The organism is Natrarchaeobaculum sulfurireducens, from assembly GCF_003430825.1.
GTDB lineage: Archaea > Halobacteriota > Halobacteria > Halobacteriales > Natrialbaceae > Natrarchaeobaculum > Natrarchaeobaculum sulfurireducens.
In genome coordinates this window covers 2,691,630-2,704,937 of record NZ_CP024047.1, presented here as the reverse complement: position 1 = coordinate 2,704,937, position 13,308 = coordinate 2,691,630, and the positions used below count along the sequence as shown (strand labels likewise).

At 63.9% G+C, this 13,308-nt stretch carries 19 protein-coding genes; all 19 read left to right on the top strand.

What is annotated here, in order from left to right; all coding sequences use genetic code 11:
• Nucleotide 1: 1 nt before the first annotated feature.
• The 19 genes from AArc1_RS14335 (at nt 2) to AArc1_RS14250 (ending at nt 13,295) form a co-directional block, all read left to right on the top strand.
• Nucleotides 2-397, top strand: a complete 396-nt coding sequence (locus AArc1_RS14335) for a hypothetical protein (protein WP_117365014.1) — start codon at nt 2-4, stop codon at nt 395-397.
• Nucleotides 398-419: 22 nt separating this feature from the next.
• A complete protein-coding gene (locus AArc1_RS14330; RefSeq protein ID WP_117365013.1) occupies nt 420-1,241 on the top strand; it encodes a DNA cytosine methyltransferase in 822 nt (273 codons plus the stop codon).
• Nucleotides 1,241-1,465, top strand: a complete 225-nt coding sequence (locus tag AArc1_RS14325) for a hypothetical protein (protein WP_117365012.1) — start codon at nt 1,241-1,243, stop codon at nt 1,463-1,465. Before AArc1_RS14330 ends, AArc1_RS14325 begins: the two co-directional genes overlap by 1 nt.
• On the top strand, nt 1,458-1,691 hold the full coding sequence (locus AArc1_RS14320; protein WP_228442339.1) for a helix-turn-helix domain-containing protein: 234 nt from the start codon (nt 1,458-1,460) through the stop codon (nt 1,689-1,691). The genes AArc1_RS14325 and AArc1_RS14320 overlap by 8 nt, the downstream gene beginning before the upstream one ends.
• Nucleotides 1,692-1,790: 99 nt before the next feature.
• Nucleotides 1,791-2,441: a hypothetical protein gene (locus tag AArc1_RS19130; protein ID WP_133412362.1), complete on the top strand. Its 651-nt coding sequence runs from the start codon at nt 1,791-1,793 to the stop codon at nt 2,439-2,441.
• A gap of 1 nt (nt 2,442) precedes the next feature.
• Nucleotides 2,443-2,664, top strand: coding sequence for a hypothetical protein (locus AArc1_RS14310; protein WP_228442338.1), 222 nt, complete (start codon nt 2,443-2,445; stop codon nt 2,662-2,664).
• Nucleotides 2,661-2,867, top strand: coding sequence for a hypothetical protein (locus tag AArc1_RS14305; RefSeq protein WP_133412361.1), 207 nt, complete (start codon nt 2,661-2,663; stop codon nt 2,865-2,867). Before AArc1_RS14310 ends, AArc1_RS14305 begins: the two co-directional genes overlap by 4 nt.
• A gap of 626 nt (nt 2,868-3,493) precedes the next feature.
• Nucleotides 3,494-3,925 (top strand): hypothetical protein, encoded by a 432-nt coding sequence (locus AArc1_RS14295; protein WP_228442337.1) that lies wholly within the window; start codon nt 3,494-3,496, stop codon nt 3,923-3,925.
• A 5-nt stretch (nt 3,926-3,930) separates the two neighbouring features.
• Complete coding sequence (locus AArc1_RS14290) at nt 3,931-4,227, top strand: hypothetical protein (protein WP_117365007.1); 297 nt, start codon at nt 3,931-3,933, stop codon at nt 4,225-4,227.
• A 113-nt stretch (nt 4,228-4,340) separates the two neighbouring features.
• Entirely contained in the window at nt 4,341-4,472 is a 132-nt protein-coding gene (locus AArc1_RS19550; protein WP_267130073.1) for a hypothetical protein, read from the top strand.
• Between the two features lie 3 nt (nt 4,473-4,475).
• Nucleotides 4,476-4,610 carry a hypothetical protein gene (locus tag AArc1_RS19545; RefSeq protein WP_267130072.1) on the top strand — a complete coding sequence of 45 codons (135 nt, stop codon included), beginning with the start codon at nt 4,476-4,478 and terminating at the stop codon, nt 4,608-4,610.
• Nucleotides 4,611-4,613: 3 nt separating this feature from the next.
• A complete protein-coding gene (locus AArc1_RS14285) occupies nt 4,614-5,039 on the top strand; it encodes a hypothetical protein (protein WP_117365006.1) in 426 nt (141 codons plus the stop codon).
• Between the two features lie 24 nt (nt 5,040-5,063).
• Complete coding sequence (locus AArc1_RS14280) at nt 5,064-5,819, top strand: hypothetical protein (RefSeq protein WP_117365005.1); 756 nt, start codon at nt 5,064-5,066, stop codon at nt 5,817-5,819.
• On the top strand, nt 5,816-7,357 hold the full coding sequence (locus tag AArc1_RS14275) for a phage terminase large subunit family protein (RefSeq protein WP_117365004.1): 1,542 nt from the start codon (nt 5,816-5,818) through the stop codon (nt 7,355-7,357). Before AArc1_RS14280 ends, AArc1_RS14275 begins: the two co-directional genes overlap by 4 nt.
• Nucleotides 7,358-7,372: 15 nt before the next feature.
• Nucleotides 7,373-8,794, top strand: a complete 1,422-nt coding sequence (locus AArc1_RS14270; protein WP_117365003.1) for an anti-CBASS protein Acb1 family protein — start codon at nt 7,373-7,375, stop codon at nt 8,792-8,794.
• A gap of 2 nt (nt 8,795-8,796) precedes the next feature.
• Nucleotides 8,797-9,861 (top strand): minor capsid protein, encoded by a 1,065-nt coding sequence (locus AArc1_RS14265; RefSeq protein ID WP_117365002.1) that lies wholly within the window; start codon nt 8,797-8,799, stop codon nt 9,859-9,861.
• A gap of 88 nt (nt 9,862-9,949) precedes the next feature.
• A complete protein-coding gene (locus tag AArc1_RS14260; protein ID WP_117365910.1) occupies nt 9,950-11,623 on the top strand; it encodes a DUF7282 domain-containing protein in 1,674 nt (557 codons plus the stop codon).
• Between the two features lie 11 nt (nt 11,624-11,634).
• The gene (locus tag AArc1_RS14255; RefSeq protein ID WP_117365001.1) at nt 11,635-12,126 is read left to right on the top strand and encodes a hypothetical protein; all 492 of its coding nucleotides are present in this window, start codon (nt 11,635-11,637) and stop codon (nt 12,124-12,126) included.
• An 11-nt stretch (nt 12,127-12,137) separates the two neighbouring features.
• Complete coding sequence (locus AArc1_RS14250; protein WP_228442336.1) at nt 12,138-13,295, top strand: major capsid protein; 1,158 nt, start codon at nt 12,138-12,140, stop codon at nt 13,293-13,295.
• Nucleotides 13,296-13,308 lie beyond the last annotated feature (13 nt).

Genomic DNA, 13,308 nt, shown 5'->3' with positions numbered 1-13,308 from the left:
CATGACGGTAATCCAGGACACTGGGAACGCGTCCGCGAAGGAGATCTACGACACGGTCGTCGGCTTCGTCGAGCACAACACCGGTGGCGTGCAGCCGCCACTGATCAACGAGCCGCCGGTCGTCGCCAGCGTGTGTCGGCTGTTCCCCGACGAGCATCCCTCGCGCATCCGGTCGGCGATCGCGGCGGCGACCTCGAGGGGCGACCTGTTCCGCTACGTTCGCGAACGCGAGGATCGACGGGACCAGCGCTTTCTCGGAATCGACGACGCGGACGTCCTCGAGACGAAGATCACCGAGTATCACGAGCGCTCGGAACGGACGACGCGATACGGGGCGATCTGTCTGCAGATCGCGAACGGTCGCGTGGACCACCTACGGGGTGGGGATGATGAGTAACTCTGGTGCTATCCCTCGATCGATGCTCGAGACAAGTGCGTTCCTCGGGACGCAGGAGTATCAACAGCCGGATGATATTCGAGCTCGGATCGGCTACTCAGACCCGCCGACGCACGTCTCGCTATTCAGTGGGATCGGTGGCTTCGATCTCGGCTTCGATCGGGCAGGATTCAAAACGCTCGCTGCAGTCGAGGCGGACAAAGAAGCCGCCAAGACATACCGGACCAACTTGATCGAGGGCGAGCACCTCGAGCAGGATGAGCCGCCAGTTCTGATGGAACGCGACGTCCGGAAGGTGTCGACATGGGAGATCCTCGAAGCGGCTGGCGTTGGTGTCGGCCAGCTTACCGCGGTCTCCGGCGGGCCACCGTGCCAGGGCTTCAGCCACATCGGCAAGCGCGAAGAAGACGACCCGCGCAACGAACTCTACGTCGAGATGGTACGAATCGTCCATCAGGCGAAGCCGGTCACGTTCGTGATGGAGAACGTCCCCGGCCTGGCGACGATGAAGGACGGAAAAGCCATCATAGAGGTCGCCGAGTCCTTCGCATCCGGAGGGTACCACGTCACCTGGGACGTCGTCGACGCCGCTGACTATGGCGTTCCCCAACATCGAAAGCGCGTGATCATGATCGGCAAGCGCATCGACGTGATGGGGATGCCCAAGCAGGGAAATCCACAGCTGCACATTGGTGCGAAGCCGGGTACGATCGACCATCCGGAGTTCTTCCGAGATCGTCACGATCTCAATGAGCCCGACCAGGCGACACTCGACGCCTTCGACAACGACCCTGAGACGATAGACGAGATGATTGAGCAACTCATTCAGGAGGGGGTGGTCTGATGACTGAGAGCATCATCCCCGACGACTTCGATCTCGAGAAAGCACGAGCAAAGCGCTCGTCGACGCCAGACGAGAAGCGCAAACGCTGTCCGGAGTGTCACAACACCTCGATCATCCGGAAGACGTCGAAGCCGAGCACTGATCGCTACGAAGAGGGTGACTGGCGCTGTGACATCTGCTGTGCCCACTTTGATGAGCCACTGCGAGGTGATCCCGGTGCCTGAACAACAGCCTTCAGACCTGGAAGATCTCCCACCGAGTGCGAAGCTGGTCTACAAGATCCTCGAGTACGAGGACCGACCGCTCCCGACGCCCGAGATTGCCGACGAAGCCCATCTCCCCGAGTCCACAGTCCGCCATGCGATCCGCCGGCTTGACGACGCCGACACGATCGTCTGGAAGAACGATCTCTCGAGCCCTGGGAGAAAAGTCTACTATCTCGACAGGTGATGAATCTCATCGGTGTACGACTGCTTATCTAAGATAATGCCTCATACTGATACAACGTGAGCCCCGGTGCGTGGTTGGCGACTACGCGCCTTCTCAGTCATGGCTATCTCTAATACCGAACCTCGGACGGGAACGTGCAGACACTGCGAAGACGAACATCCGATCGAGACTGCTGTCGGCCAGTTCTGCAGCGAAGCGTGCAAACGACTTGATCGGGCCGATAAAGCACTCTCTCAACTTCGATCACAGCACTACCTCTGCGGAACGTGCGGTGGGCAACTCAAGGAGATCACGCCGCCGGACGAGGACTGGCAGCACGAACACGGCTCGCAGACCCAGGTCGCGCTGAACCACGGCGGCAAGTACCACAACGTCGACGGCGCGATCGCCCTGGACGCAACCGACTGCGAGGATATCCAGCGGACGGCGACCGACGCGGTGATCGGCTTCGAGGACCCGACCGATCACGCTGCCGAGGTCGTCAAAGAGACCGAGCACGCTCACGGCCTGCGCCAGTATCGGACCGGCATCGGCTGTGTCTGCGGCGCGACTGATCACTCGAGCACGGACGATCTCCTCCGCGAGGCCGACCCGGCTCGAGTTCTCGCGAACTACGTCCAAGCGTTCCGGCTGCTCGAGCGCAAAGAAGCGATCCACTGGCGTCTGGACAAAGACGCGTTCTTCGAGACCTACCGCGAGACTCGAGACTTCGAGCTCGCACTGGGCACGGCACTCAACAGACCTGATTAACATGCGATCTTACAGCGGGCCGACGATCGACGCGGGCTACCAGCCCATATCTGAGCGACCGACGCTCGAGGAGCAAGCCGATGAGGTCGTCTACGCGACCGATCCTGACCTCGGCGGCACGGAACGAACCGAGGGTACGCCGACGATCGACGACGACACTGACGAGCCAGAACGCCCAGCGGTCCCCGGACAGACGACGATCGGAGAGTGGTCACAGCTATGATGGACTTGATCCAGGAGTTAGCCGCCCAGAGCGACGCCGGCCAGAGCGTCGCCGTCGAAGTACTGGTCGGCACGCGCCAGGCCGTCGGGACGATCGACCACGTCGAGAGCGAGCCGACGATCACGGGCGTCGAGTACAAGGTCCACGTGGACATCAACGGCCGACGTATCGTCTGCTCTCCTGGGCAACTGCGACTCGCGTGACGCCTCCCATGGTGGCTGGTGTAGGAGGGTTCGAGTCCCTCGAGGCGCGTCGATGACGGCCCGCGGATGATCGTCGCTGCTGACGCGGTCGACGTGACCGGGCTCGAGTCCTCAACCACAACTGTTCGGTGGGCCTGAAACACCCACCGGGTTCCGCCGTCTCCGTGGTCGGTTGTTCGGGGTTCGATTCCTCGAGGACGGCGTCCGATGACGACGATTCCACTGCTCGAGTGGCGCTCGAGTACGACCGTCTGAGGCACACCCAGAGCGCCTATTGCGCTCGCTGAGACTCTCGCTGAGATCAAGGGCTGAGACAGCAGCCGATCGCAACTGCACATCTTCATCCAGCGGATCGCGAGCAGTGAGTTATCGTTCACCGTCGATGTCGAACTTGTGGTTGACACGACTCGACTTCGACCTTCGACCTTCGTTCGGTCAGGACACATGCGCCAGGATCCAGCGAGTGCGCGGTGAGGGGTTTGCCGACTCGTGCCCCGGGGACAACTCGGGATCGGGACGGCTCGACGATCGGGCTTGAGGGAAACCTCGAGATCTCGACGTCGACCCACGGCCGCGAAGCAACACTCTCCATCCAGCCCGCTTCCATACTGACGTTTTTGATACCGATGTCCATACTCGACATCCTCCAGCGTCTCCCTTTCAAACGCTGGAAAACGACTCGAGATGCACTGCGCCCAGTCCTCGCGTCGACAGACTGGCCAGAATATCCGGACCACGTCACCGTCGACGTTGACGTCGAGACGCTCGAGGCCGCGTTCCGCGACGTCCACTGGGAGGACACCAGCGGCTTCTCGATCGAGTACCGCGGCGAGGTCCTGAACCTGCGTCGTCCAGCTGGGCGTCGCGATGACGGGACGCCGCTCGAGGACCACCTCCGCTTTCGCGAAACCGACGCCGGCCTCGAGGGCAACGGCCATCGCGAGCCGTCTCGTCTCGAGGCCAAAACCCAGCACGTCGAGGAGGACGGCTTAGCGTGGCTCTCGAGCCAGGAGCTTGCCGCACTCGTCGAGGAGGCTGGCCTACAACCCACTGTATAGATGCCATGTCTGACAAGCGCCCACTCATCATCCCACATCGCGTCGTCGAGCACAACCGACGGCTCGAATCGACACTCAACCGGAGGCTATCCGTGACACTCGCGACGTACAAGTCGATCGAAGCGATGGCCGAACTCGCAGTCGTTGCACTCGCCTTCTACTCGATCTACCACGGCGCCGACCCGCTGTTAGCGTTCGCACTGACCGCAGTGGTCGTCGGCGGCTGGAAGGTCGTGGAGTTCCTGGCCGTCTACGCTGACGACCTGGCCGAAGCTCGAGACGCCGTCGACGGCAGTGACTGAGCCATGGATCCGTATCGACAGTGCAACCACGGACCGCGACCGAACGCTGCCGTCCTCGAGCCCGACGGCACGATCGCGTGGGACCTCGTCCTCGAGGAGGGTCGCTGACCGCTATGCCCTCTGGACAGTACTGGGGTGACGATCGCGACGATGACGACGAGTGCGCCCACCCCGACATCATCGACCGTCCGGGCGCAAACCCGTTCTGCCGTGTCTGCGGGAAGATCAACCCGACGACCGACTGAGCGATGTCCAGCGACGATCTCGAGCGCGGAGACGACGTCAAAGAGATCGAAGAGGGTGGCTGGCTCATCATCTGGGACGGCACTCCCGACGGCTGGCTACGCTGTCGCGAAGCGCCGCAACTCGAGTACTGGAGATAACACATGACTGATCTCGAGATCCTCGTCGAGCCGGACGATACGGCTCGCCGGCTTCGTGAGTACGTCCGCAACAACCCGGACGTCCGCCACGACGACTACGAAACCGACGGTGTCGACCCGATTCGAGAAGCCTGTTACGTCCTGAGCGAGGCCTATTTCCACGCTCGAGGCGGCACAGACAGCAATCTCGAGGTGTACTGCATCGGCTGGGACGACGTCTACGATGACGCCGACGGCGCTCACTGGTTCCTTCGCGATGGCGAGACGGTAATCGACCTCTCACTCCCGACGCCGGCGTACGGCGAGGACGTCCCGTGGGACCAGGCACGACACCGCGCGTTCATCACTGGCTATACGCCCTCTAAACGAACCTCGGCGGTCCTCGCAGCGCTCGAGATCGACCCTGAAGCACGCTCGAGCGGCGACTGACTCTTTGGTGAACTAATCAATCCCATGAACGTCGACGAAGATGAGCTGGTCGGCCAGCCGTCGGACGAGGTCCCGACGCTCGAGCCGACCGACGAACACTGCCGTGGCAAGCGCACGGAAAGGCGCGACGGCGAGACTGTGTTCGTCGCCTACTGCCGATCGACCCCGGGACGTGGCACGGATCACGTCGGTGAGGGTCGGTGCAAGCATCACGGCGGGAACGCCGGGTCTGGTGGCGCTCGAGCCGGCGCCGGCGCCCCAGCGGGCAACACGAACGGGACGACCCACGGCGGCTACACTGACGAGAAGAGCTTCTACGCCGACGTCCTCGACGAGTCGCTCCAGGCGCTCGCCGACGAGATCTTCGAGGACTACCTCGAGGAGTACGAGCGACGTCACGGCAGAGAGCCGCCGAAAGGGCTCGAGATGGAGCTTGAACGCCTCTCGATCAGTCACGTGAAAGACGTCGTCCTCGACCAGTGGGCGAACGACAAGCCAGAGTCGCTCGAGTCGGGCAACCCGCTGGTCGATCGCGAGACGGAACGCGACTTCAACCCTGAAGACGGCTCCGTGACTGTGGAGACGTACAAGGAGAGCGTCGTCATCCAGGCGCAACGGAAACTCTCGAGCGACCGCCGGCAGTGGCTCAAAGACCTCGGGCTCCTGGACGATCCCGAGAGTCAGAAAGCCGACGCGATGCAGGACAGCCTCGAGCTAACCCTCTCGAGCGAGGATAAGGAGGCGCTCGAGGAGGCCTTCGACGAAGAGCCAGACACATGAGCCAGGCAGCAGACGTGATGCAGATCGCCGAGCGGAACCCGCTCGCACACCCGGCGATCGCGTCGATCCAACTGTTCGATTACTCACTGCCACCGGGCCCGCACCTGAAGGAGCTGTACAACGCGCTTTGGAAGGCGGTCGACCCGGATTTTCCATACGCAGCGACGAAGATCGCGCGACTGCTCCCTCGAGGCCACGGCAAGAGCGAGGGGATCGGCGTCGTGTTCCCGACGTGGGTCATCCTCTCGTACCCCGACGTCCGCGTCGCGGTGATCTCGAAGACGGCCGATCTCGCAGCCGAACGGACCAGCAAGGTCGTCGACGCCGTCGAACACTGGGCGCCACAGTTCGGGATTGAGATCGAGAACGCCGCCGGCCAGCAACTCAACACGGCAGCGAACACCGAGAAGGAGCCCACGATCTCGCCGTACGGCCTCGAGTCACAGCTGACCGGAAAGCACTTCGACGTCATCGTCTGGGACGACATCGCGGACTGGGACAACCAGCGGACGGCGAAGCAGCGCCGAAACGTCCGGGAGTACTTCCGCGACTACGAGAAGAACCTGATCGACCCGGACTCCGTCCTCGAGTGCGACGGCGTCCAGGCGATGATCGGCACGCGGAAGCACCCGCAGGACATCTACGAGACGGACATCCTGAACTCGGCGAGCTGGGACGCCAGGACCTACAAGGCGATCGCCGAAGAGGACTGGCCACTCGTCGAGCAGCGGGCCTGGCAGGTTCGCGGCGACGACGGCGAGGTCTACGCCGACGTCGGCGACCTGCCGGCGGACGTCAACCTCGCGAACAACGGCGTGATCCCGGACGAGCCGATGACAGTCCTCTGGCCGGAACACAAGCCGGCGGAGTCGCTGCTGTACGACATCGTCGACGGCGACAACACGACGCCGATCTGGCGACGGGAGAACCAGCAGGATCCCCACGCTCTCTCCGGCGAGGTGTTCAAGTCCGACTGGCTCACCTACGTCGACGAACTCCCGAAACCCCGCTCGAGTTACGAGTGGTACGCCGGCATGGACATCGGCCTCGTCGAGGACCTTCAGCAGGCCGCTGAGGACGACACCGACTGGACCGCACTTGCAGTCATCGCCTGGAACGCCGACGTCGAGCGAGGCTACCTGACGACGCTCGTCCGCGACCGCGGCATGTCGGTCAAAGAGTCTGCCGACTGGGCAGAAGAGCACCTCGAGGACGTCGACGTCGATCAGATGCTGGTCGAGCAGAACGCCAACCGTGGCGTCGCCCAGCGTCTTCGCGATGACTCGCCGATCCCGGCGGAGGGCGACTCCTCGAGCGGCGACAAGGAAGAACGGATCCACAACATGGCGGCCGACTTCGAGAGCTCCACGCTACGGATCGTCGGCTCGCCCACCGATGAGGAGTGGCGCAACTTCGAGGTCGAGGAGTGGCTGCAGTTCCCAAACGCCTCACACGACGACCGCCTGGATGCGATCGAGATCGCGATGCGAGCGGTGGAGTACGACGACGACACCAACAGCGGCAGCGGCACCTGGTAGGCCTTTTCAAAGATCATGACTGACGAAGATACTGAGACAGAGGCAGAGCTCGTTACTCGAGACGGAGGCCTCTCGACGCGGCAGGAGTTCCAGATGCGGTTTGCTCTCGCCCAGGCGTTGGGGGAGAACCTACCGGGCGACGAGGACTACTACGAGGTCTTCAACTGGGACAAGAACCCAACCGTCGAGGACTACTTCGCCCTCGCCCTGCGGAACCCGTACGCCTACGCCGTCACGTTCCTGCCGCCGGAGACGACCTGGCGCGATCCACCGGAGATCGACGACCACGCCGAGCCGTCGGGCAGCGCAGATCAGACCTCGTTCGAGGCAGACGTCGAGGACCTCGTCGACGATCTCCGACTGTGGCACTACTGCCGCCGGGCAGACAAGCTCGCAGGGATCGGCAAGTTCGGCGCGCTCGTCCTCGAGTTCGACGACACCGAGGACCCCAGTGACCTCGATACGCCAGTCGAGCAGGGTAGCGAACTGACCGGGCTGCGGCCGTTCTCGAGGGCGTCGGTCGCTGACGTCCGCGTCGGCGGGCCGGGATCGGGCCGGTGGAACGAGCCGATCAGGTATCAACTGGACTTCAGCGACGAGAACGAGAACGAGGGCGTCATCCGACAAGAGGGCCCCGAGACGGTCTGGGTCCACTGGAGCCGCGTCATCCACATCCCGTCGGACGAGCTGCTCGACGACGAACTCCGCGGCATCCCTCGGCAGAAGCCGGTCTACAACAACCTGATCGACATCGAGCGCACACTCGGATCTGCCGGCCAGCTGGCCTACCGGGCAGCGGCGTGGGGGATCCACATCAACATCTCGGAGAACTTCGACGTCGACGACGGTGGCGACGAACTTCGAGAACATCTCCAGCGCTGGCAGCACGGCCTCGAGAACGTGCTCCGGACCCACGGCGCCGACGACGTCAAGTCACTCGGTGGCGAGGAGATCGAGCCGAGCCCGATCATCGATCCGAACATCGAGGCGATCTCCTCGCAGACGGGGATCCCGCAGTCCGTCCTGAAGGGTAACGAGACTGGCGAGCGAGCGACCACGCAGGACCTGAAGGAATGGTACGGGAAGATCTCGGAGCGACGGAACGAGTTCGTCGAGCCGCTGATCGTGCGGGAACTGATCGACCGACTCGTCGACTTCGGCTCGATCGAGCCGCCAGCCGGCGACGGCTACGACACCATCTGGAAGCCGCTGGCAGAGCTAAGTGAGGCCGACCAGGCCGACGTCCGCGAGACGCGGGCCGACGTCCTCGAGACTTGGATGCAAGTCGCCCCTGGCATCCTCACGCCGGAGCAGCAACTCGAGTACATCGAGGACGGCAAGCTGCCAGCAGAACTCGATACTGCGGAACTGCCACCACTCGACGAAGACAACGACGAGGTCGAGGCACAGTGGCAGTCGCTCCAAGCCGGTGACTGAGCATGTCGTTCAACCCAACGTACGAACGCCCTCGAGAACTCACAGCCTCGGAAGATCCCACGAAGACGAAGACGATCCGAGAGACGTACGGCCAGCGTCTCCGTGGCGCGTTCGGCCGGATCAACACCGCCATCCGCGAGCGAGTGACCGAGGACGACATCTTCGGGCTCGAGGACACCTACCTCACGGATGACGAGATAGACCAGCTACTCGAGACGTTCGCCGGCGTCGACGGACCGCCGGACCTGAGCACGATCGACCCGGGCGAGCGAGTCGAACGCTTCGAGGCGTGGCTCGACGAGGCGATGGACTCGGAAGTTCTCGAGGTGATCGACCGAGACGAGAACGTCTGGATCCGCCGTGCCTACGAACGCGGTGTCGAGGATGCTGACTCGAACCTCAAACGAGCCGGCGTCAGTGCTGGTGCTGCCACGGAGGCAGCCGACGTCGTCGAGATGCCGGTCCACGAGCGCAAGTTGCACGTGCTGTTCGCCCGCAACTACGCCGAACTCGACGGCATCTGTGACGCGGTCGCCCAGCAGGTCACTCGAGAGCTCGCCGACGGGCTCGCCGAGGGCGTCAACCCTCGAGAGATGGCACGTCGGCTCACCGATCGCGTCGACAAGATCGGGAAGACGCGGGCTACCGTATTGGCTCGGACGGAGACGATCAACGCCCACACCCAGGCCTCAGTTGAGCGGTACCGACAGCAGGGTGTCGAGGAGGTCGGCATCGAGCCAGAGGTTCAGGTCCAGACGGCCGGCGACGAGGCCGTCTGCGAGCAGTGTGCCGAGGTGGCTTCCCAGGGCCCGTGGGAACTGGACGAGTTCGAGGGTAGCGAATACCAGCCGGCAATCCACCCTCAATGCCGTTGCGCCGTCGTTCCCGTGGTCAACGAAGCTGCGGCGTCGGCGTACCTCGAGCACCCGAAGCAGTTCGTTGCGATGCTCCGGGCTGGCGCGTTCGTCGCCGACTCTCGAGAGCGCTACGAGGCGCTGGCAGCAGCGGACGACGACGGCGCCGAGGAGTTGGTCGCGCACTTCTCACCACAGCAGACAGCAGCGTAATCCGGGACCGATGACCCTCACACGACACCCACGCTTTTCCGGATCGGCCGGCGCGGCGTGAGAGGCGAGGTCCCGGGCCGACATGATCATGAAGAACAACAGTACTCACGACCTGCGGGTGTCGGCCCGAACGGCCAGGCTAACCGCAGGTCAGGACGACGATGACGACGGCCCGCCGTGGCGCTTCGGCGGGATCGCAGTCGCCGCCGGTGACATCCTCCACATGGACGACGGGACTCGAGTCCTGATGCCTGGCGAGGAGCTCAAGAAAGCGGCCGAGTCACAGGCCGGCGAACCGCTCACGACCGACCATCCTGCAGACGATGACGGCCAGCCAGTCTACCCGCCGCCGACTGACGAGACGGTCGGCAAAGTGGCGAAGGCAGGCTGGCTCGAGGGCGCCGAAGCAGTCGGCTACGAGGCGACGACACACGACCGGGACATCGCCGACGGCGTCCGCGGGGAGACCTACGAGGTTTCGGTCCATCCACGGTTCCAGGTCGAGCCCTACGACGGCCTCGAGGCCGACGTCCGGGCGTCGAACATCAAGTTCCTGGACCTGTCGGTCGTCTCGAAAGGCGACTCGCCGAGCAACACCGCAAAGTGGGGCCCGAACGAGGCACTGGCGTCGTTCACCCACTCAGATGAGTTCGCCGAGCAGCTGACCTCGGCGACACACGCGGATGCTGACGTCCCCGAGAATCCGGAAGGGATCGTCGAGTGGCTGGCCCGTAAGTTCGGCATCATCGGCGATCGCGGCGACCGGCGTGGTTTCATCCACGTCGAACCGCAGACGTCTGACGGTGAGACGATCCGCGTCGCCGAGGCCGGCTTCCAGGATGCGCGCTGGGTTGTGTGTGCGCACCTCGAGGGAGAGGAGTATCCGGACATCGGCCCAGGGCTCAGCTCCTCGATCGGCGAGGCTGACGCGGTGGCGCCTGGTGAGATCGAGGCCGGCATCCAGATCGAGTTGGACGACCCGCTCGAGGAGGACGCCGAGGTCTACGTCGCGCTCCACTATGCGAGCGAGGACGGCGAGAAACTCGACCACATCACGAGCGCCGACGGCGGCCACTTCTACGACAGCGCGTTCGTCGGCGTCGCTCCGGACGAAGCGGACGTCACGGCCGACGCCGATGGCCAGCAAACGACGGGGGCGGCAACCGGCACCGGGTCGGGATCCCCTGTGGACGACTCAGATCCAACTATGGACGACAACACTCGACAGCAGTACGTCTCGTTCTTGACCGCCAACGCGGGCTTCGACAAGGAGTCCCTCGAGGCGATGGACGACGACGTGCTCAAACAGACGTACGAACTCGCCGCGGAGAGCGGCAGCAACGGAGATCCCGACGACGGGACTGACACTACGACCAACGACGGCGGCAAGACCCTCGGCGAGATGACTGCGGACGAAGCCGCAGACCAGCTGGGTGACGCCCTGCAGGAGCGTGGTTTCGTGACTGAGGAGAACGCCGACGAACTCCTCGCTCAGGCAGAGCAGCAGGCGACGAAGAGCCAGAAGGTCGAGGAGATCATCGCAAACAGCGATTCCTACGACGAGGACGACCGCGAGGACCTCATGGCCTCGGCGGACTCGATCGTCGACGACGTCCACGACAACGTCACTGGCCAGAGTGGCTCGGGTCTGCCCGGCGCCGCTGGGCTGACGGCGTCGATCGGCGCTCCCGACACTACGCCGTCGACCGACGACGACGCCGAGGACGATCTGGACGCCTACGGAACGGGGGTCGCCAACTGAGGTGACGACAGATGGCAGGACCACTAAACACCACGAACTCGGTCAAAGCAAAGGTACACAACCAGGTCGCCTTCGACGAAGGCGAGGCACTCGAGGAACTCGAGCCCGGCCAGGGCGTCGTCCGCGGCGACGGTGGCTTCGAGGCCGCCGGCGCTGACTCGCCAACTCGCCGCGTCGTTCGCGAACAGCGCAACCCTGGCAGTCGCGGCATCGAGGACGATGAGAGCCCGCTCGAGAAGACCTACGAGCCAGAGGCAAACGTCGAGACGCTCGGCTTCGGATCGCACGATCAGGCTCGGCTCCTGATCTCGTACGCTGACGTCGACGACGACGCCAGCGACGACACGTACGGAGAGGGCGACGAGGTCGGCTGGAACGCCAACGGATACCTCGAGGTCCTCGACGGCGACCCAACAGACGCGATCGGCGTGATCGCGCAGGAAGACGACGTCGAGATGTCGGACGGCGACGACCCAACCCACGTTCTCGTGGAGTTCTACTGAGGTGATTCAAGATGGCAATCAGCACTTCTGACAGTGTAGAAGCACAGCAGCCGCAGATGGCCGAGGAGTTCGAAGCAGGAACGCGTCTCCACGAGACGGCGCTGTTCAACCCGGTCAAGAGCGTCCGCGAGAACGCGTGGAAGCAGATCCGCGCCCAGTCTCCGATCGGCCCCGACATGTGGGAGGAGCTCGACCAGGCGGTCGGGATCCAGGGCCCGAAGGCAGAACTCACGGCAGACTCCTCGCTCCAGGTCGACTCCTGGCAGGAGTACGCCGAGACCATCCTCGACGACCAGTTCGTCGAGTCGACCGTCATCGACCAGCTCGAGGGCGCTGGCTTCAGCGTCTCGGCGTCGCTCTTCCGCTACGCCTACTTCGACCGCCTCCGCAGCGAGCGGATGGACGCGACGGTCAGCATGAACGCTCGAGCCCGAAGCGTTCAGGAGATGCCGGCCAACGCACTGCACGGCGTCCCGCTCTGGATCCACCACGTCGACTACGAGTTCGACAGCCGCGAAGTCCAGAACGCCATGCAGTTCGGCGACGATCTCGACGCATCCGTCGGCCGAGAAGCCCGTCGTGCGCTCAACCGATCCGAGCACAGCATGCTCTGGAACAGCGAGGGTCGAGAGGTCCCGACCGATCGAGGAACGCTCGCGGTCACTGGCCTCGACAGTGACAACGACCTCATCCTGCAGGCCAGCGGCTCGAACGGCTGGATCGGCGACCCCAACGAAATCCTCGCCGACTTCAAGGAACTGCACGACACGGTCGAGGAGCAGGACGACGTCCAGGACGAAGACGACGTCCCACTCGTCTCGCAGGTCGGCGGCTGGGTCTTCGTCCCGCGCAAGCTCTGGGGCGAAGTCGACCGCGAGGACTACGAGACTGAGGCGACCGACGAGCCGATCATGGAGCGCCTTGAGCGGAAGTACCCGTACCTCAACATCGTGCCAGCGCCGCGTCTGGACGGCGACACGTGCATCCTGCTGCTGAACGACACGCGGTACTTCCAGATCGTGAACGCCCAGGGCGTCACAAATACTAACTGGGAGGTCGACGGCGGCTTCGGGTTGCGTAACAAAACGCTCTCGAGCCGGACGCCGTTCGTCCGCCGAAGCCCGGACGGTATCCGCGGCATCGTTCGGATGACCGGCATCGACGCCTAAAGAGCCCACCAAC